Annotated in this window: 18 protein-coding genes and 1 other annotated feature; all 18 genes read right to left on the minus strand. The window is 34.9% G+C overall.

Annotation, left to right across the window (positions count from 1 at the left end; all coding sequences use genetic code 11):
* Positions 1-4: 4 nt before the first annotated feature.
* A complete protein-coding gene (rpoC, locus tag GX308_04755) occupies positions 5-3529 on the minus strand; it encodes a DNA-directed RNA polymerase subunit beta' (protein NLK21384.1) in 3525 nt (1174 codons plus the stop codon).
* Positions 3530-3546: 17 nt separating this feature from the next.
* Entirely contained in the window at positions 3547-7428 is a 3882-nt protein-coding gene (locus tag GX308_04760) for a DNA-directed RNA polymerase subunit beta (GenBank protein ID NLK21385.1), read from the minus strand.
* 245 nt (positions 7429-7673) lie between these two features.
* Entirely contained in the window at positions 7674-8054 is a 381-nt protein-coding gene (rplL, locus tag GX308_04765) for a 50S ribosomal protein L7/L12 (GenBank protein ID NLK21386.1), read from the minus strand.
* Positions 8055-8098: 44 nt separating this feature from the next.
* On the minus strand, positions 8099-8608 hold the full coding sequence (locus GX308_04770; GenBank protein NLK21387.1) for a 50S ribosomal protein L10: 510 nt from the start codon (positions 8606-8608) through the stop codon (positions 8099-8101).
* Positions 8609-8623: 15 nt separating this feature from the next.
* Positions 8624-8752, minus strand: a sequence feature (ribosomal protein L10 leader region).
* Positions 8753-8838: 86 nt separating this feature from the next.
* Entirely contained in the window at positions 8839-9534 is a 696-nt protein-coding gene (gene rplA, locus GX308_04775) for a 50S ribosomal protein L1 (GenBank protein NLK21388.1), read from the minus strand.
* Positions 9535-9598: 64 nt separating this feature from the next.
* The gene (gene rplK / locus GX308_04780; GenBank protein ID NLK21389.1) at positions 9599-10024 is read right to left on the minus strand and encodes a 50S ribosomal protein L11; all 426 of its coding nucleotides are present in this window, start codon (positions 10022-10024) and stop codon (positions 9599-9601) included.
* 70 nt (positions 10025-10094) lie between these two features.
* Positions 10095-10613 carry a transcription termination/antitermination protein NusG gene (gene nusG / locus GX308_04785; protein NLK21390.1) on the minus strand — a complete coding sequence of 173 codons (519 nt, stop codon included), beginning with the start codon at positions 10611-10613 and terminating at the stop codon, positions 10095-10097.
* Between the two features lie 15 nt (positions 10614-10628).
* A complete protein-coding gene (gene secE / locus GX308_04790) occupies positions 10629-10811 on the minus strand; it encodes a preprotein translocase subunit SecE (GenBank protein ID NLK21391.1) in 183 nt (60 codons plus the stop codon).
* Between the two features lie 32 nt (positions 10812-10843).
* Complete coding sequence (gene rpmG / locus GX308_04795; protein NLK21392.1) at positions 10844-10993, minus strand: 50S ribosomal protein L33; 150 nt, start codon at positions 10991-10993, stop codon at positions 10844-10846.
* Between the two features lie 120 nt (positions 10994-11113).
* Positions 11114-11584: a hypothetical protein gene (locus GX308_04800; GenBank protein NLK21393.1), complete on the minus strand. Its 471-nt coding sequence runs from the start codon at positions 11582-11584 to the stop codon at positions 11114-11116.
* Positions 11577-11981: a flagellar export chaperone FliS gene (gene fliS / locus GX308_04805; protein NLK21394.1), complete on the minus strand. Its 405-nt coding sequence runs from the start codon at positions 11979-11981 to the stop codon at positions 11577-11579. The genes GX308_04800 and fliS overlap by 8 nt, the downstream gene beginning before the upstream one ends.
* Before the next feature lie 132 nt (positions 11982-12113).
* On the minus strand, positions 12114-12491 hold the full coding sequence (locus tag GX308_04810; GenBank protein ID NLK21395.1) for a flagellar protein FlaG: 378 nt from the start codon (positions 12489-12491) through the stop codon (positions 12114-12116).
* Between the two features lie 136 nt (positions 12492-12627).
* Positions 12628-13101, minus strand: coding sequence for a flagellar protein FlgN (locus tag GX308_04815; protein ID NLK21396.1), 474 nt, complete (start codon positions 13099-13101; stop codon positions 12628-12630).
* Between the two features lies 1 nt (position 13102).
* On the minus strand, positions 13103-15664 hold the full coding sequence (fliD, locus tag GX308_04820; GenBank protein NLK21397.1) for a flagellar filament capping protein FliD: 2562 nt from the start codon (positions 15662-15664) through the stop codon (positions 13103-13105).
* Positions 15665-15774: 110 nt separating this feature from the next.
* A complete protein-coding gene (locus GX308_04825) occupies positions 15775-15972 on the minus strand; it encodes a putative motility protein (protein ID NLK21398.1) in 198 nt (65 codons plus the stop codon).
* A 21-nt stretch (positions 15973-15993) separates the two neighbouring features.
* Complete coding sequence (locus GX308_04830; GenBank protein NLK21399.1) at positions 15994-17505, minus strand: hypothetical protein; 1512 nt, start codon at positions 17503-17505, stop codon at positions 15994-15996.
* 327 nt (positions 17506-17832) lie between these two features.
* Positions 17833-20109: a glycosyltransferase gene (locus GX308_04835; protein NLK21400.1), complete on the minus strand. Its 2277-nt coding sequence runs from the start codon at positions 20107-20109 to the stop codon at positions 17833-17835.
* A gap of 124 nt (positions 20110-20233) precedes the next feature.
* Positions 20234-20780: flagellin (locus GX308_04840; protein NLK21401.1), on the minus strand; the 547-nt coding region annotated here is incomplete at its 5' end.

Here is a 20780-nt window from a genome sequence, read left to right on the forward strand (position 1 = left end):
GTTTTTATTCTGCTTCTACAACCCCAATTTTCCTATATCTTTGCATCCCTGTTCCTGCTGGGATAAGCTTACCTATTATTACATTCTCTTTAAGTCCAATAAGTGGATCCATCTTACCTTTTATAGCTGCTTCTGTAAGGACTCTAGTTGTTTCTTGGAAGGATGCAGCCGATAGGAAGGAATCCGTTGCTAAGGAAGCTTTGGTAATACCAAGGAGCACTTGCTTGCCATCAGCTTCATTAAGTCCTTCATTTACCATTTTCTTATTAGTTTCTTCGTATTCTAATCTGTCAACTAAACTTCCAGGGAGGAAATCCGTATCTCCATTTTCCTCTATCTTGACCTTTTTAAGCATTTGACGAACAATCACTTCTATATGCTTATCGTTAATATCAACCCCTTGAAGACGATACACCCTTTGAACCTCCTGAAGCATGTAGTCTTGTACTCCCCTTAATCCCTTAATCTTAAGAATATCATGGGGGTTAACACTACCTTCTGTTAATTCGTCTCCTGCTTCTACCGTGTCACCTTCATATACCTTTACCCTTGAACCATAGGGAATAAGATACGATTTTGATTCTCCATTTTCATCATCGGTAACAACCACTTCTCTTTTTTTCTTTGTATCATTAATCTTTATGGTTCCACCAAACTCTGCAATAATAGCAAGCCCTTTTGGCTTTCTTGCTTCAAATAGCTCTTCTACCCTAGGAAGACCTTGGGTAATATCATCTCCTGCTATTCCCCCTGTATGGAATGTACGCATGGTAAGCTGTGTACCGGGTTCTCCGATAGATTGTGCTGCTATGATTCCTACGGATTCTCCTACTCTAACTTTAAGTCCCGATGCCATATTAGCTCCGTAACATTTCGAACAAACACCTATTCTAGAGCGACAGGTTAATACTGTCCTTATATGGGCTTTTCTAATTCCTAATCTTTCAATGGTTTCTGCTTGATCTGGAGAAATCATTGTATCAGCCTTTACAATTATCTCTTTGGTTTCAGGATTAATGATATCTTCTACTGCCCATCTACCTCGTATCCTATCCTGCAAAGATTCAATAATTTCATTTCCATCTTTAAAAGCCTTAACCCACATACCCGGGATTTCTCCATCTTCTTTAGCACAATCTATTTCACGGATAATCAAATCTTGTGAAACGTCGACTAATCGCCTTGTAAGATATCCTGAGTCTGCTGTACGAAGGGCGGTATCCGCAAGACCTTTCCTTGCTCCATTAGCGGAGATAAAATACTCAAGTACCGTTAATCCTTCTCGGAAATTTGCCTTAATAGGCAATTCTATAGTCCTGCCGGATGCGCTAACCATAAGACCCCTCATACCAGCTAATTGTTTAATCTGGTTAGTAGAGCCTCGGGCTCCTGAATGAGCCATCATAAATATATTATTATGTTTTCCTAAATTATCAAGAAGAGCTTCTGTTATTTTATCATTAGCCTTATTCCATGCGGCAATAACTTTCAAGTATCTTTCCTCGTTGGTCATTAATCCTCTTCTAAATAATTTGGTAACATGATCTACAGTTTGTTCTGCTTCTTGGAGTAAATCCTTCTTTTGTTCCGGAATTTCCATATCGGATACGGATACCGTAATAGCCCCAATAGTAGAGAATTTAAAACCTAATTGCTTTACTTTATCTAAAACAATGGCAGTTCTTGTAGCTCCATGCTTATTAATACAACGATTAATGACTTTACCTAGGGATCTCTTATCCACTAGGAAATCCACCTCGAATTTGAACCTATTATTAGGGTCATTTCTATCAACAAATCCAATATCCTGTGGAATTGCCTCGTTAAACATAATACGCCCTACAGTTGTTTCAACAATATCTGATTGTCTTTGCCCATCTATTTCTAAAGTTCTTCGAACTTTTATCCTTGCATGAAGAGTAATGCTTTTGTTTTCGTAAGCTAATATTGCTTCCCTTTCATCTTTGAAAACACTACCTTCTCCCTTTTCACCTTCCTTATCAAGAGTTAAATAATAGGTCCCTAATACCATATCTTGGGAAGGAACTGCAACCGGTGCTCCATCAGAAGGTTTTAATAGGTTATTGGGAGAGAGTAGGAGAAATCTGCACTCTGCCTGAGCCTCTACAGAAAGTGGTACGTGAACCGCCATCTGGTCACCATCAAAGTCGGCATTGTAGGCTGTACATACTAATGGATGCAACTTAATTGCACGGCCCTCTACTAATACAGGCTCAAATGCTTGGATTCCAAGCCTATGGAGTGTGGGGGCACGGTTAAGCATTACAGGATGCTCCCTGATCACTTCTTCTAGCACATCCCATACTTCAGATTGAAGTCTTTCAACCATCCGTTTTGCAGATTTTATGTTATGGGCTAAACCATCTTCTACAAGTTTTTTCATTACAAAGGGTTTAAAAAGTTCTATTGCCATCTCTTTTGGAAGTCCACATTGATATATCTTTAAGCTAGGGCCTACAACAATAACCGAACGGCCTGAATAGTCAACTCGCTTACCTAGTAAGTTTTGACGGAAACGTCCTTGTTTACCCTTTAGCATATCAGATAGGGATTTTAAGGCTCTATTCCCCGGCCCAGTAACTGGACGACCCCTTCGACCATTATCAATCAAAGCGTCTACTGCCTCTTGGAGCATTCTTTTCTCATTACGAACAATGATATTTGGTGCACCAAGGTCTAATAATCTTTTTAGGCGGTTATTTCTATTGATAACCCTTCTGTATAAATCATTTAGGTCAGAAGTAGCAAATCGACCCCCATCTAGCTGAATCATGGGGCGAAGATCTGGTGGTAGTACCGGAATAACATCAAGAATCATCCACTCCGGTCTATTTTTAGAAACTCTAAAGGCTTCTATGACCTCTAATCTTTTTATGATACGAACTCTTTTTTGTCCTGTTGTTTCCTTGAGGGCTTTTTTTAGTTCTTTGGATTCTTTTTCAAGATTTATATTCATTAATAATTCTTTAACAGCTTCTGCACCCATCCCGGCACGGAAGGTGCTTCCATACTTTTCAATGGTATCTCTATACTCTTTTTCTGTCAGAAGTTGCTTATATTGCAGACTGGTATCTCCTGCATCCAACACAATATAAGATGCAAAATACAGTACCTTTTCCAAGGCCCTCGGGGACATATCTAAGATAAGACCCATGCGGCTTGGTATTCCTTTAAAATACCAAATGTGAGAAACAGGTGCTGCTAACTCTATATGACCCATTCTCTCCCGTCTAACCTTTGATTTTGTTACTTCAACCCCACAACGATCACAAACAACACCTTTATATCGGATGCGTTTATATTTTCCGCAATGACATTCCCAGTCCTTACTGGGCCCAAAAATCCTCTCACAAAACAATCCGTCTCTTTCAGGCTTTAAAGTACGATAGTTGATTGTTTCGGGTTTTTTAACCTCTCCCCTGGACCATTCTCTTATTTTATCCGGAGAAGCTAGAGATATTTTCATTGCATCAAATAAAACGGATTGTTCCATATTTACTATAGGCATGGGATTACTCTCCTTTCCTATTCCGTTTCGAAATCACCATCATCTTTTTTGAGAAGACTAAAGACATCATCATCATCCATGGACTCATCTTCTTCTGATGTCTCGAAGAAACTTTCCTCTAAATCATCATCGACATCCTCTTCTTCTCCTTCTTCAATATCACCTTTTGTATTACCATAACCTGCCCTATAATCTTGTCCGTCTTCTGTACCTTCTATATTCACATTAAGTTCATCAATATCATCTATTGATTCTTTTATTTCTACTTCTGTTTCATCTTCCATAAGCACCTTAACGTCTAAAGAAAGGGATTGTAATTCCTTAAGAAGAACCTTGAAAGATTCGGGTACTCCCGGCTCTGGAATGTTCTCACCCTTAACAATTGCCTCATAGGTTTTTACACGGCCTACAACGTCATCAGATTTAATGGTTAGAATTTCTTGTAGGGTATATGCTGCCCCATAGGCCTCTAGAGCCCATACTTCCATCTCTCCAAAACGTTGTCCTCCAAATTGTGCCTTACCTCCAAGAGGTTGTTGTGTAATAGTTGCATAGGGTCCAGTAGAACGAGCATGGATTTTATCATCAACCAAATGGGCTAATTTAAGATAGTGCATATATCCTACTGTAACCTTATTATCAAAGTATTCACCTGTTCTTCCATCCCTTAGGGCAATCTTACCATTCCGTGGAATAGGTACCCCCTTCCACTCGTTCCTATGGTCTTTGCCCTTTTCTAGATATTCAAATATCTCGGGATGAATTTTCTCTTTCCACTTTTCTACAAATTCTTCCCATTTTATATTAACATAATCATGGGCAAGATCTAAGGTATCCATGATATCTATTTCATTAGCTCCGTCAAAGACAGGGGTGGCAATTTTCCATCCTAGAGCCTTAGCTGCTAAACCTAAGTGAACCTCTAAAACCTGCCCGATATTCATACGTGACGGAACACCTAGAGGGTTAAGAACGATATCTAATGGGCGGCCATTGGGCAAAAATGGCATATCTTCCACTGGAAGAATTCTTGAGATTACCCCTTTGTTCCCATGACGACCTGCCATTTTATCTCCCACAGAAATCTTTCTTTTTTGCGCGATGTAACAACGGACTAATTGATTAACCCCTGGAGATAATTCATCTCCATTTTCCCTTGTAAATACCTTTACATCGACGATGATACCGGACTCTCCATGAGGAACACGAAGGGATGTATCTCTCACTTCCCTTGCCTTTTCTCCGAATATTGCCCTAAGTAGCCTTTCTTCTGCTGTTAGTTCTGTTTCACCCTTCGGTGTTACTTTACCAACTAATATATCCCCTGAACGTACTTCTGCACCTATCCTTATAATTCCTCGTTCATCTAAATCTTTTAGGGCTTCTTCCCCTACGTTTGGGATATCTCTTGTAATTTCTTCTGGACCTAACTTCGTATCCCTTGATTCTGCTTCATATTCCTCTATATGGATAGATGTATACACATCTTCCTGCACTAGCTTTTCACTAAGTAAAACAGCATCCTCATAGTTATAACCTTCCCAGGTCATAAAACCCACTAATACATTTTTACCTAATGCTATTTCTCCCTCTTCAGTGGAAGGTCCATCTGCTATTACTTGGCCTTCTTCCACCCTCTCTCCCTTATTAACGATTGCTTTTTGGTTAATACAGGTTCCTTGATTGCTCCTCAGGAATTTTAGGAGTTTATAGGTATGATATTCTTTTTCATCGGTTTTGATTACAATTTCTGTAGCCGAAACTCTTTCTACTATACCAGCCTTTTTAGCTATGACAACAACTCCCGAATCCCTTGCTGCTTTATATTCCATACCTGTCCCAATAACAGGGGATTCAGTTACCAAAAGAGGCACTGCCTGCCTCTGCATATTCGAACCCATAAGAGCACGATTAGCATCATCATTTTCTAGGAAAGGAATCATGGCGGTTGCTACAGAAACCAATTGTTTTGGAGATACATCCATTAAGTCAATATGATTTGCATCCACCTCGATTATTTCTTTCCTATGCCTACCGGTTACCTTTTTATTTATAAATGCTCCCTTTTCATCGAGAGGCTGGTTAGCCTGGGCCACTGTATAATTTTCTTCCTCATCGGCAGTTACATATATTACCTCATCTGTAACGATAGGCTTTCCTGTTGAGTAATCCACAACCCTATAAGGTGCCTCTATAAAGCCATATTCATTAATTCTCGCATAAGTCGCTAAAGAGTTAATAAGCCCAATGTTCGGACCTTCCGGTGTTTCGATAGGACACATTCTTCCATAGTGGGAATAATGTACGTCACGAAATTCGAACCCCGCTCTTTCCCTTGAAAGACCCCCAGGACCTAGAGCTGATAATCTTCTCTTATGGGTCAACTCAGCTAGTGGATTAGTCTGATCCATAAACTGTGATAATTGAGAACTTCCAAAGAACTCTTTTATAGCAGCAGAAACAGGCCTAATATTAATTAGCGCTTGTGGGGTTACTACTTCCATATCTTGGATGGTCATCCGTTCCCTTATTACTCTTTCCATTCTAGATAAACCAATTCGAAATTGGTTTTGGAACAATTCTCCTACGGCACGGATTCTTCTATTGCCAAGGTGATCAATATCGTCTTTATTGCCTATTCCGTATTCTAGGTGAATATTATAGTTAATGGATGCCATAATATCTTCAAGAGTAATATGTTTTGGAATTAATCTTTGGATATTTTCTTTTATTGCTTCTTTTAAATCTTCTTCTTCATCATATTGTTCTATTAGCTCTTTTAATACCGGATAGTATACATTTTCTCTTATGCCAAACTCCTCGGCTGCATTTACATTGATGTAATTTTCAATGTTTACTACTAAGTTACTGAGAATGGTTACAGCCTTATCATAACCCATTACTTTTACAGTTATGGACTTTACCCCTGTATCTTGTATGGCATCAGCCAATTCGGGTGTAATCCTTGCTCCTGCTTCCGCTATTATTTCTCCGGTATTTTCATCTATTACCGTATTTGCCAATTCAAGATTTCTAACTCTATTTCTAAAAGCTAATTTTTTATTAAACTTATATCGCCCAACTTTCGCTAAATCATAGCGTTTTGGGTCAAAGAACATATTATTTAGAAGGGACTTTGCACTTTCTACAGTAGGAGGCTCTCCTGGACGAATTCTTTTATAAATTTCTATTAAGCCCTCTTCATGAGATTTGGTGCTATCCTTTTCGATACTAGCTAATATCTTAGCATCCTCGCCAAACAGTTCTTTTATTTTTTCATCAGTGCCAATTCCTAAAGCACGAATCAATACCGTAACAGGTACTTTTCTTGTACGATCTACACGTACATAAAAAATATCATTGGAGTCGGTTTCGTATTCTAGCCAAGCTCCACGATTTGGGATTACTGTTGCAGAGAATAATTGTTTTCCTACCTTGTCGTAGTCAATATCATAATAAATCCCTGGGGAACGTACGAGTTGACTTACTATAACCCTTTCTGCACCATTAATGATAAAGGTTCCATTATCTGTCATAATGGGGAAATCCCCCATAAAAATCTCCTGTTCCTTGATTTCTTCGGTTTCTTTATTATGCAGACGAACCTTTACTTTTAGGGCTGTAGCATATGTAGCATCCCTTTCTTTGCACTTCTCAATGGTATATTTAGGCTCACTATCCAAAGAAAAGTCAACAAATTCTAATACCAGATTACCACTATAATCAGTGATAGGGGAGATATCTTGAAAAACTTCTTTCAAGCCTTCATTTAAGAACCACTTGTAAGAGTTTTTCTGCACTTCAATTAAATTTGGCATCTCCAGAACTTCATCCATTCTGGCATAGCTCATACGAACTCCTTTCCCGACTGGCACGGGATGAATTCTATTTTCTTCCATGTTGTACTCTCACCCCTTGAAATTTTTATACTCACAAATGCAAAATTTGCATTTTGTAATCATAATATGGTAGAATATAATAAAATCCTTAATGTATATTGTCATTTCTGTGTGAATATGTTATAATAGAGTAGATAAAAAGTCTGTATATATACACATTGACGCATTTTAAAATCTTAGCACACTTAATTAGACCTGTCAAGGTCTTTTTATATTGTAAAAAAAATCTCCTAATGGAGATTTTTTTATTTTAATGTTACTTTTGCACCAACTTCTTCTAGCTTTACTTTTAGTTCCTCTGCTTCTTCTTTTGGAAGAGCTTCCTTAACTACTTTTGGAGCACCTTCTACAAGATCTTTAGCTTCTTTTAATCCAAGTCCAGTTATTTCTCTTACAACTTTGATAACCTTGATTTTTTGTGCTCCGGCTTCAGTTAATTCTACATCGAAATCTGATTTTTCTTCTCCACCAGCGGCACCGCCTGCAGCGCCACCTGCAGCTACCATAACCCCAGCAGCAGCGGATACTCCAAATTCTTCTTCACATTTTTCTACTAATTCATTTAATTCTAAAACAGTAAGTTCTTTGATAGCATCGATAATATCTTGAATTGCTAATTTTGCCATTTAGGACACCTCCGAATATTTTTATATTTTATAATTTTTTTTAGTTATTCAGTAGCAGCTTCTGCCGTTTCTGACTGTTTCTCAGCAATTGCCTTAACTACACGAGCAAAGGATGCAATTGGAGAATTGAAACTTCCAAGTAATTTTGAAAGAAGTTCTTCTTTTGGTGGTATTTTAGCCACTTTTACGATTGCCGTTGCATCGTAGAATTTACCTTCAACAACTCCAGCCTTGAATTCCAAAGCCTTGTACTTTGAAGCAATCCCTTCTAGTATTCTTGGACCACTGGTTGGATCATTATAGCTGAATGCTATAGCACTTGGACCTTCTAGGTAATCTTTAAGTGGTTCAAAATCCGTATCTTTGATTGCAAAGTTCATCATTGTGTTTTTGTAAACTTTGTATTCTACTTCTGCATCACGAAGTTTCTTTCTAAGTTCTGTATCCTGCTCTACAGTAAGACCTCTATAGTCTACTAATACAGCAGATGCAGCACCATTTAATTTTTCTTTGATTTCGTTCACTATAACTTGTTTTTGTTCTACTTTAGCCATTTACTTCCACCTCCTTGGAGATAATAAAAACCTCTTTGCCCACAGACAAAGAGGTTATACTCATTAAAAATATAAATACCTCGGTAGGTAGATAATCGTTATGCCTAAGGCACCTACTGTCTGCGGTTACAAAGTATTAATTTATCCAACAAAAAACATTATATCTGTTATTAGTCGGCTTGTCAATATTTCTTTTAACGAAGTATTTATTGTCAGAAATTCAATTGAAATTATTCTCCTAGTTTTGAAGAACTAATTTTAATTCCCGGACCCATAGTGGAAGATATGGAAATACTCCTTAGATATTGTCCTTTTGCAGCCGCTGGTTTTGCTTTTATAACTGCATTCATAAGTGTTTGGAAGTTATCGAGTAATTTTTGTGTACCAAAAGATACCTTACCAATAGGTACATGAATAATATTGGTTTTATCTAAACGGTATTCGATTTTACCGGCTTTTATATCTTGAATTGCTTTTGCAACGTCAGGGGTAACTGTTCCTGCTTTAGGGTTCGGCATTAAACCCTTTGGCCCTAAAACCCGTCCAAGACGTCCAACAACAGCCATCATATCCGGTGTTGCTACTACAACATCAAAATCTAACCATCCATCATTTTGGATTTTAGGGATAAGTTCTTCTCCCCCAACAAAATCTGCCCCTGCATCTTCTGCTTCTTTTACCTTGTCACCCTTCGCAAATACAAGAACTCTCACTTTTTTACCAGTTCCATGGGGAAGAACAACTGCACCACGAACCTGTTGGTCTGCGTGTCTTGAGTCAACGCCCAATCTAATATGTGCTTCTACTGTTTCGTCAAATTTTGCTACACTTGTTTTTTGAATCAAATCCATAGCTTCTTGCGGATTGTAAAGAGTAGTACGATCTACTAATTTTGCAGCTTCTATATATTTTTTACCTCTTTTCATTTCATTACCTCCTTGTGGTATTATCGGGGACAAATACCCTCCCACTTTAAACCATACTCTTTAATTAGTCTTGTACAACTATTCCCATGCTTCTTGCTGTTCCAGAAACCATACTAATAGCAGCTTCTACAGTTGCAGCATTAAGATCGGACATTTTAAGTTCAGCAATCTTTCTAACTTCTTCTTTAGAAATTGTTGCAACTTTATCTTTGTTAGGCACTCCAGAACCAGAGTCAATTTTACATGCTTTTTTAAGTAATACTGCTGCCGGTGGAGTCTTTGTGATAAATGTAAAGCTTCTATCTTGATAAACAGTTATAACAACAGGAATAACAAGTCCTGCTTGTTGTGCTGTTCTTTCATTGAACTCTTTACAAAATCCCATAATATTTACACCATGTTGACCTAAAGCAGGTCCAACCGGTGGTGCCGGTGTTGCCTTTCCTGCAGGAATCTGCAATTTAATCATTCCAGTAACTTTCTTCGCCATTTAAGCGCACCTCCTAATAATGTGGTATTCGCGGGAACTTCCCTCCCACTGGTCATGCCTTTTACCTTTGTTACATTTTTTGAATCTGAGCAAAATCCAATTCAACTGGAGTTTCCCGTCCAAACATAGATAATTTCACGATTGCCGTTCTTTTACTAGCATGAATTTCTTTAATTAGACCCACTGAATTTTCAAATGGCCCTGTTATGACTTTTACAGCATCTCCGGCTTCTATATCGATTTTTGCTTGTGGAAGTTCAATGCCCATTCCTCTGATTTCATCTTCTGAAAGAGGGACAGGTTTTGAACCCGGTCCTACGAATCCGGTTACTCCTCTAGTATTTCTTACGACATACCAAGTATCATCCGTCATATGCATTTTAATTAATACATATCCTGGAAACACCTTGCGCTGAACTGTCTTTTTCTTTCCATTCTTGATTTCAACCGCATCATGAAGTGGAACAACAACTTCTTCAATCAGTTCGTGCATGTTTCTGTTTTCGATTACTTTTTCAATATTAGCCTTTACTTTATTCTCATATCCGGAATAGGTATGGACCACATACCATCTTGCATCGTCAGACATACAATCATCCTTTTATCAAAAAATTTTCGTGATAAAGTCGAAACCGTTACTGTAGATAATGTCAATAACAAAAACTATGCCGGCTACCAATATAGAAGTAACTATAACCGTTAAGGTTTGTTTGAATAGTTCCTTTTGGCTAGGCCAAACAATTTTCTTGAATTCTCCCCTGAATTGGTGAAAAAGTTCTTTCATCATCTCACTTCCCTTGTAAGGACTTTTGGTATTTACTACTTTGTTTCTTTGTGTACAGTATGAGTCTTGCAAAACTTACAATACTTTTTAGTTTCCACCCTATCGGGATGGTTTGCTTTGTTTTTTGTTGTGTTGTAGTTTCTTTGTTTGCAATCCGTACACGCCAAAGTGATTTTAACTCTCACAACTTCCACCTCCACTTACTACTAGATAAATTCCAATAATTTTGGGCATAAAAAAAAAGACCTTTCGCCACTAAAATAATATAGCATGAAATAGCGAATAAGTCAAGGCACTGATAAATTTTAACTTTCCCTCTTTGAAAACATATTGTTATCCTTGTAAGATTTTAGTATTTGAGTTTTTCCTTTGCTCAATATGTTAAGTTCTTTTCTAGTCCTACTAAAGTATGCTTGTAGGTGTTGCCTATTGTTTTCTTCATTTATCTCAATCTTTATAATATAATCAGCCACTATTCTAATATTTATCTGAAGTTCTTTATAGATTTCCTTTATTTGTTGCATGTTATTTTCAATCTGTGGCCTTATATTGGCATAAATATTTTCAAATTGGATATCTAATTCGTTTACTTTTTCGGTTAATTCTAATTTTTGCTCAGAAAGGGCTCCAAAAATTTCAAAGTCAATGGATTCTGATTGTATAACCGAAGATTGGTTCTCTGTTATATTATTGATTTTTTCTAGGTAGTTTATTTTCTTTTCCATGATTTCTAATAGTATCTTTGATAGTATAAATACTTCCTCCATACTATTCACTTACTTTTTCTTCATTGTCTACAGGTTTGGTTTTAGCGGCTTTCATTGCCTCTTTCCATGCATCCCTAAATTCCTTTATTAGTCCTTTTACTTCTTCGAGTATTTCTTTATTTTTAGTTGCATTGGCTTCTATTAGCCTTCTTATTATATAATCATACATAAAATCAAAAGTCTCTGAAATCTCATACTCCCTATTCAGAGTTATTTGAAATTCTTGGATAATGTCTTGCACTCTGATTATCGCGTTATGTGCCCCTTGTATGTTTTTTTCTTCTATTGCTTTAATGGCTATATTACAAAACTTTAATGCCCCATCATACAACATCAAGGTTAACTCTGGTTTGGATGCTGTTAAAATAGAGTTGTTTTTATATCGCTGATATGGATTGTTGTTCAAGTTATACCCCCCTATCTCATAATTACATCAATTATATAACATTTTCTTATATAATACCATAGAATTCACCATTATGTATTTTGGTAAAATATAAATAACTCCCATATATTTATATGGGAGCTACTTTTATTACTATATCTTCTCATCTACAACTAAACCTACTAATTCCCACATTTTCGCCACCATATCCAGCACCTTTTCAGGGGGAATTTCCCTTATTAATTCTTTTGTTTCTGCATTCATTACTTTTACCATAATCTGTTTGGTTCCTTCATGGATAGAAAACTGGAACTCACGATTAGCTCCCTGAAGCTTTTTATTGGCTGACTCTATAGCTTTGATTAAAGCATCTTCCCCTATATTAGGTCGGTATCCCGGGTTTTCTTCGATGTACTTTGCTACACTGGTCTTAAACTCTTTTTCTATATTCTGCTCAAGTCCAAAATCTTTCTTTTCTGTACTTTGACTAGTATTTTTAATTGACACATCAAAATTTGCCCGATCTATCATCTCTAATTTCACGGAATTCACCTCCTTGTGTTTTCCTGTATTTTCTTTAATGGAAAGATTTAAACCCTTTGTGCATTTCTTTCTATATAAAATATCGAATTTCCTATAGAATCCCTAAATAGTCTTTGTAATATTTTTAATTTTTTTTATCAAAAAACGCTCCATCTATACTGGGAATTTGATATTGATAGGTTTTATCGGCCTTTTTCCTTTCTTGCATTTTTCTTATGTTGTTTTTAACTTCTGACAAGGAAGCTTTTAATTTGTCATTATTTACTTTATCTAATTGTTGAATTTTTTCTAATTGCCTTAAGACGTCTTGATTAAGCTTTTTGATAACACCTAGTCTATCTTTATCTTCTAGCTCTTCTATGGAATCAATATACCCTTTTATTTTTAATGCTTGGCTATAGTCTTTTATTTTACTATCGATGCCCTCTATCTTATCTATAAATCCTTGTTTTTTTTCAATAGCCCTATCTATATCGTCCATTTGTTCTTCCGCATCATAACCAATTTGCTCCTTACTAATAGCATGTATAAAATGCAGGAGTGACAATTTTTTTTGTAAAAGATCAGCTATATGCTTTAGTATCTCTGCTTTTTCCATATTACATACCACCCATGCCGCCTAATTGCTGCGTCAACCACTGGCTTTGGGCATTGGCTTTTTGCATAGCTGCTTCTAATCTAGCAAACATTGCATAATATCTTTCTTCCTTTTGCATCAGTCTATCTAATAGTTCATCTATCTTTTCGTTTTGTGCCTTTATCTGATTATATACGGTATTGTCATATTCGGTGGTTGTGCCTATTTGACCTGCTTTTTCTATAAGCAGTCCTTTTGAGCCGCTGATGGAACTGGTGCGAATATTATCTTGTAAAATATCGTACAGCCTATGAGCTAGACCCTGTTCCTTCATTCTTTGATTACGATTCTTAGTATCTGTATATTCTACCGTGGATTCTTTTGTGAATAACTGAGTTATCTTATCAGGCATATCTTGGATTGCCTTTTTTAATTTTTCTTCATTAATAACTAGTTTACCATTTTCCTGCCATATATTAGAAGTCGTAATTCCTATATCGTATAAGCCAATATCTAGCCCTTCTACCTTTTCATACAATACCCTTCTCATAGAAGATGCAATATTACTTAGGATATCTTCGCCTCTTAATACCCCTTGTTTTGCTTTTTCTTCCCAAAGCTTAATATCTGCTTCGGACATTTCTTTTCTTTGTTCTTCAGTTAGGGGTTCGTAATATTCATATTTGCCGGACCTTGCTCTTTTTTCACTATATTTGCCATTGATTGTATCTACTATTTCATTATATTTATCTACAAATCCTATGATTTTTTCTACTAGTTGATCCGGATCGGTTCCAATTTTAATATCAAAGGTTTGACTAGGATCTACTTTTTTAGGATCTAGATTAATGGTGTATTTTATCCCATCTATATTAAAGGTATTCTCCGTCCTATTGGCATCAACCCCGTCTATATTAAATATAGCATCCTTTGCCTCGCTATAACCTATTTTTTCATACCCCGATTCGCTTGACTCACCAGTGATAAGATTCATTTTTCTAAATAAAGTGTTAGTGTTGGTGTCTGCATAATCCATATTAAACTGTATATTATTCATAGAACCTGTTTTTGTTCCTTGGATGGTGAATGAATCTATAAAGGTACTATAGCGAATGCTTACCCCTATAGCACTACCATTAATCTCATCCATCATTTGTTTTACTGTAATATCATTCCCGAATTCAAAGGTCTTTCCATTGAGTTCGAATTTAACATTCCCTTCGATTCCAAAGGCATTCTCGATTTTTTCATCTAGGTTCAGAGTGTTTTTTGCTCCATTTTTAAAGCCTAGGTTTTCTACCACTGACGGGGTATTATTAGATACTTTGATTTGATTGCCGTTGGTATTGGTGAACTTTAATTTGTTCCCATCTACTATGACCTGTACTCCCGTTTCACTTAGCTGACTTGTTATATCCTGTGCCAATACTTCTAAATCTTCTTCTTTATAGTCTTTTGTAAGTTCTATGAGATAATCCATGCCATCAACATTTATGCTAAATTCTTTTCCTGTATCATCTACATTTATATTAACTGAACCTTCCATCCTTTTAATGGTAGCACCATTGCTTAGACCTAATTTGTCTAATACATTATCCGTATCTCCCGTGGAAAACTTGATTTCGTTTGAAGTATCATAGGAAATAATCTGAAGCTTATTGTTCTCACCTATAGTTACTTTTACAATATTTCCTTCACCAAAGGCGCTGTTAATTTGTTGTTCTAAGCTTTCAGCTATATTGTCCTTTGTAAAATGAACATCTATTTCTTTTGCTTCTTCTCCATTAAGACTAACTTTTATTTTTCCTGTTATTTCTTCTGTAATATTTATTTCTTTTCCTGTTATTGCATTTGTTTGGCCATTGGAAAATCCTAGGGAGCTTACATATGTATTAGATACATTAGTAATCAAAAGTTCATGGCCCTTTGATTTGAATTCTAGACCGGCACCGTTTACTAAAACTTCTATATTACTTTTTGTAGTTTCCCCGTTATTGGTAATCCCAAAAGCTATATCAAATTTTTGTTGCAATTCTTCTTGTAATTGTGTGATATTGGTATAGCTGCCGTTTTCCCCACTACCGCCATCCAATCTAATTTTTTTAGTAACGCCATCATACGTCACATTAAATTCCTTACCTTTGGTTAAGGTCTTTAAGTTCTCTGCACTTATTTGCCTTCCTTTCATACCCCCTGAAACCGAGTCCGTTCCTTTCCAAACCGCCTCCTCAGCTACTTGTTTCACTATCAAAGAGTGACTTCCTACTGCTGCCCCCGCTCCCGCTTCCACAGTAATACCTTCACTACTTACCCCACCAGATTTCACATTGGAGGTAAAAGCAGAAAAAGCAGTAGGCGAACGGAAGTTGTCTTTCATCTTGAGGTTATTAAAATAAGTGTCTTGAAACCCCCTAAGCAAATTAGCTATATCCCGAAACCCTTCTTGTTTCCATTGGAGCAGCTGAACTGCTTGTTTCATTTTATCTACTCGGGTGTATTCCACCTTCATCATTTGCTGTATAGCCATATCTGTGTCAATACCGGTAGCAATCCCTGTAAATCTTAATCTATTACTAGTAATCATCTTTATTCCTCCTCATCCACATTACTCTACTTATCTATAATATCGGATTTTGATATAGTTTCTTAATAGCCTTTACAATATTATGCACAAAAAAATCCCCTAAGGGGATTTTAGATGCTTATATCAATATTTTGTCCTAAATGGGGTTGTAGGGACTGTTCTAAAATATTACGGCTCACATCGGCCATTTTTAATATATATGTCATTTGCATTTTTGCTTGATCCATTACGTTCTTTAGCATGGTGGTACTAACTTCTTGTTTTATCTGGGCTTGACTTAATACAGTTGACATGGCTTCAATATTCATATAATCTCCCCCTATTATTTATTATTCGATATGGGAGTCTAAAGTCCTTTGTATTTCTTCTTCCATTATCAGATTATGCACTTTTTTCCCACATGTGCCATCCATATTTTCCATTAATGTATCTAATTCCTTAAGACGCTTGTCCCTTTCATCATCCCTATTTTCTATAATCTTTTGGCAAAACATATCTATGTTCATTCCATCTTCTATAAAGTATGCTATATGTTCATCAAATGGTAAAAAGTACTCTTCAAAATCTTTCTTTCTGCCATAAATGTATAATACAGGTTTTCCTGTAGCTAGGTATTCTATTGTCCAGGAGCTAACATCACTGACCATTCCATCTGATATAATAGTTGCGATTTTATTATCCAAGGTACTATCCAAAATAAAATTGCTTTTTCTCATTATTCTTTGTTCAATATTTTCGTATCTTTCTATCCAATGGTTTTTCATAGATAAAACCGTTTGTTTTAACAAAGGATGGGGGCGCCAAAGTAAAACTATCCCTTCCTTTGAAGTTAATTCTTCTAATAATATTTCTAAGTTATCAAGATAATTGTCACTGTTTAATAAGTTTTTTATACTTGAGTTCAATGCTATGACCTTTTTATCCCCGATTTTATCCAACCACTCCTGTGGTATTTCAATATTTTCTTTTTTTAAGTTTACAAAGGCATCTATTTTAGGGGAACCACATAATAATAATTTTTCTGATTCGAATCCGTACTTAAGATATAAGTCATATAATACTTTTGATTGCAAAATAACCTTATCTGCATATATTATACCAGGCAATCTGATTTTATTTAAAAATTCTTCCTCTGTACCTACAGTGCCTAAAATATAATAAGAACTATATACTAATAGTTCCGTATAATTTTTTAATTTTTTGCTATAGAAATCTGGATGTACGCTGGTTACGAGATTGAATTCATCATATGGATTATGAAAATAAATTATATCAGGATGTCTTTTTTTGATATCATATTCCTTCCAGTTAGTTATAGGCACATACTCTGGAAGTTCGTTCCCTTCATAATGCATTTCGCCAAATGAACCATCTGCATTTCTATCATAATAAGGGATTGGTATAACATATGTATTACAATTAGAATCCTCCTTAGCGGCCATCCATATGCTTTCCATACTATCCCACATCGAATACTTATATGGAAGAAATGCTATCTCCGTCTTTGCTTCTGGAATATCATATTTAACACTATTAATAATCCTATAACTTTGTTTTTGAAATTCCTTTAGGGTGTTCTTTGGGCTTATATTCATAGCAAATGCTTGATTTAGCTCATGTATTATTTTGCAATACTTTTCTATCATATGGATAGTATTTACTTCTTTTCCCTCAGTTTCCCTTACAATATCTTTTATTTCAATAACCCCTTCTTGACAATCTTTTAAAATATGATTGGCTACATCAAAGTTTCCCTTTTTTATCTCATTATTTAATACTTTCCTTGCTTTCTCCATAGTATAAAGCAAAGAAAGTATATCTCTTTTTAAATACCTTCTCATATATATACCCTACCTTCTATAACTTAAAATCTTTCTAGTTATATCAATTTTTGACGGTGTTAAAGTTATTGATAAATAATTTGGTACTGCATTACACTTTATTCCAATAATATCTTCAATAACCGCTGCAATCCTAGGAGCCATGTAAGATGGAAATGAACCTATAATCTTCTTTATATTTTTCAAATATCTGCTAATAAATAGTCTCTAACTAAATAAAGTGACTATATATTATTGGTTTTATAATAAATCTCATTATTTATATATTTAATGGGGGTACAGATATTATTGCTTGTATAATATTCCCCCTATATGCTAATAATCATCTTATTCCTTGTATAATTTATTAATAATCCCTTGAATTTGGTTCTTATATTCTTCATTTGGTGCAGCTTTATATGCTTCTTTATATAATAAATTAGCTATACTGATTTCTTTTGTTATTTCACATAAATAGGCCCCATTACATAATAAATCAAAATTTCTAGGGTATTTTAATAAGCCTTCTTTAATGACTCTTTTTGCTTTATCTGTACTATTTTGCAACATAGCAATAGTGCTTTTAGTTGAATATATAAAAGAATCATCTTTTATTATAGCTTCATATTCTTTTATCATTGAATCTACCTCATCAATTTTCCCTTCTTGAAGTAATTGATTAATATTTATTTGAAGGTTGTTTTTCAAACTGTTAAACTCTAAGTTTTGATTAATTAGATTTCTATATTCATCAATATATAATTCTATTCCTTTTTTCATAACTGGAAAAACCCTTAGAGCTTTTTTAAGGTAGCTTATGGATTTGGATAAGTCTTCAAACTTCATACTTATGGCTTTATCCATATACATAAGAAATCTTTCTTCATCGTTTTTTAGGTATTGTTCTAATTCGTCTTCTAGTATATGTTCTTGATAAGTATATTTCATTAAAAGATTACCATTAGCAACATATCTTTCTAAAATGCCCCTGTAGTAATTATCCTCTAGACTTTCATCCAATAGTAAAGCCTTAAGTAAAATCTTAGTAACATGGGCTGTTTTGATATTAAGAATAGGATACTGATTTTTTATATACTTAAATAAAATATCAAAGGACCTTTTACTTTTTTCATTTAATATATATTGTATATAATTAAATATTTTTTCTTCCCTAACCTGAGATAAATATTCCTCTATGGGGCTTCCTTCTATGATATTGTACCATAGGATATCTCCATAAAAATGAGGTAGTTTTACAAAATCCAGTGTTTTTATGTCTTTTTTAATGTTTCCTAGACTACTAAAATTACCCTCCTGCAGTGCAATTCTAACTTTACTTAATAATCCATAATTATCTTCATAAGAACTAAATTGCTTTTCAAGTGCTATCTTTTCATCTAAGCTTATATTTTCTTTAAGTAGTTCTATATTATTTATAAAGCTTTCTTTTAAATCCTCCCCTTCTACCTTTATCTTATTGTAATATTCTTTTAGTTCTTTCCATCGATTCAGTCTTATGTAAGATAGTATTATGGAGTGATATATAGAGTCCAAAACCCCTGCCTTATCAAAACTTATTTTATCTTTTATATCTAATACTTTTTCATATTCTCCTATATCTGAATAAAGCAAACATAAATCCCCATAAACTTCTTCCACTGAATCGATAGTTAAAGTAGGTGTAACCATATCCTTATAACCGGCATAACTTTTATAATCCATGGCCATTTCAATATACTTTTCAAAGGTTTTGATTGCTTCTTTGTTTTTAAGCAGAGCTTGTTGTGCTTTACCTAAGTAAAAATATGCATCTATATATTCGTCACTAATTTCTATAGTTTTTTTTGCTACTTCTAAGACTTTTTTATATTTATTATTAAATAATGCAACATGCAATAAATGTATATAAATATATATCATAGTAACCTTTTTTTCTTTAGCCAATTCATATGCCCTTTCCGCATAATATAAAGCTGTCTTATGATCTTTATACATCCCATAAGACTGAGATATTTGAAATAGGTAATAAACATTATCAGGATTCTTTTCTAATTCCTGTTCTAAAATTTCTACATTTCTTTTAAATTTTCTTTTCATCAATACTGGATCAGATGATACATATCCATAATGTTCAAGTACCGTTTCAAGATGATGGAAAGGTTCTGCCACTAAAGGCTGTTCATGAACTGCACCACTATATTTAAAATCAGGGGTGTTTTTAAACAATCTCATCATGGGTATAATGTTCCAATCGCTTTCATTTTCATTTAAAAAGTTCTTAATACTTAGAACGCAAGTCCTATATTCCTTATATTTTTTAGTCCTAAAAAACTCGATAATTGTTTCTGGATTGCTCACTATTTCATCAGCATCTAATATAAATAGCCATTGACCCTTAGCATGGCTAATAGATATATTTCTCATCTTAGCAAAATCATTTTCCCAAGGATGCTCGTATACCTTTTTTGTATGGCTTTTAGCTATCTCTATAGTTTTGTCCGTGGAGCCTGTGTCTAAAATAATTAGCTCAGAAGGAATACCTTCTAATATTGGTTTTAAATTAGTAAGACATTTATATAAATATTTTTCTTCGTTTTTAACCATCATAACAATACTAAGTAACATAAAATCCCTCCTATAAATAAAAGAATCATTTAAATATCAGAAATGCCCTCTCTAATATTTAAATAATTCTTTTAAAAAAAGGGGTTATCATTAACCCCTTTTTAAATGGCTATAAAATCATCAATTATCTTAATAATTGAAGTACTCCTCGAGGTGCTTGGTTTGCTTGAGCAAGCATTGCCGTTGCAGCCTGTTGAAGAATATTAGTTCTTGTAAAGTTCATCATTTCTTGCGCCATATCTGTATCACGGATACGAGATTCGGAAGCTTGAAGGTTTTCTGCAGCAACGTCTAAATTCTTGATGGTATGTTCAAGTCTATTTTGAACCGCCCCAAGTTTAGCTCTTTCGCTAGAAACTTTTTCAATAGCTGTATTTACTGTTTCAACTAATGAACTAATAGCCGCACCTGTTGAAGTAGAGTTTGCAACAATAGATCCAATATTTGCAGATGCTACTGTTAAAGCTTCAGCACTCATTGTACCTATGGTAAATTCAATCTTTTGCCCTTCATTTGCACCAACTTGAAGATATACAGAAGCTGATGCTAAAGAACCATTTAATAATTTCTTAGTATTAAACTCTGTTTTTGTAGTAATATCTGTAATTTCTTGTGAAAGTTGATTTAATTCTTCAGCAATCTTCTCACGATCTGATTTTGTATAAGTATCA

Source organism: Candidatus Epulonipiscium sp., from assembly GCA_012519205.1.
GTDB lineage: Bacteria > Bacillota > Clostridia > Lachnospirales > Defluviitaleaceae > JAAYQR01.

Excerpts from the sequence above, each read along its gene's own strand:
- rpoC (NLK21384.1), bottom strand. The coding sequence starts at position 3,529 with ATGCCTATAGTAAATATGGAACAATCCGTTTTATTTGATGCAATGAAA.
- GX308_04760 (NLK21385.1), bottom strand. The coding sequence starts at position 7,428 with ATGGAAGAAAATAGAATTCATCCCGTGCCAGTCGGGAAAGGAGTTCGT.
- rplL (NLK21386.1), bottom strand. The coding sequence starts at position 8,054 with ATGGCAAAATTAGCAATTCAAGATATTATCGATGCTATCAAAGAACTT.
- GX308_04770 (NLK21387.1), bottom strand. The coding sequence starts at position 8,608 with ATGGCTAAAGTAGAACAAAAACAAGTTATAGTGAACGAAATCAAAGAA.
- rplA (NLK21388.1), bottom strand. The coding sequence starts at position 9,534 with ATGAAAAGAGGTAAAAAATATATAGAAGCTGCAAAATTAGTAGATCGT.
- rplK (NLK21389.1), bottom strand. The coding sequence starts at position 10,024 with ATGGCGAAGAAAGTTACTGGAATGATTAAATTGCAGATTCCTGCAGGA.
- nusG (NLK21390.1), bottom strand. The coding sequence starts at position 10,613 with ATGTCTGACGATGCAAGATGGTATGTGGTCCATACCTATTCCGGATAT.
- secE (NLK21391.1), bottom strand. The coding sequence starts at position 10,811 with ATGATGAAAGAACTTTTTCACCAATTCAGGGGAGAATTCAAGAAAATT.
- GX308_04810 (NLK21395.1), bottom strand. The coding sequence starts at position 12,491 with ATGATAGATCGGGCAAATTTTGATGTGTCAATTAAAAATACTAGTCAA.
- GX308_04815 (NLK21396.1), bottom strand. The coding sequence starts at position 13,101 with ATGGAAAAAGCAGAGATACTAAAGCATATAGCTGATCTTTTACAAAAA.
- fliD (NLK21397.1), bottom strand. The coding sequence starts at position 15,664 with ATGATTACTAGTAATAGATTAAGATTTACAGGGATTGCTACCGGTATT.
- GX308_04825 (NLK21398.1), bottom strand. The coding sequence starts at position 15,972 with ATGAATATTGAAGCCATGTCAACTGTATTAAGTCAAGCCCAGATAAAA.
- GX308_04830 (NLK21399.1), bottom strand. The coding sequence starts at position 17,505 with ATGAGAAGGTATTTAAAAAGAGATATACTTTCTTTGCTTTATACTATG.
- GX308_04835 (NLK21400.1), bottom strand. The coding sequence starts at position 20,109 with ATGTTACTTAGTATTGTTATGATGGTTAAAAACGAAGAAAAATATTTA.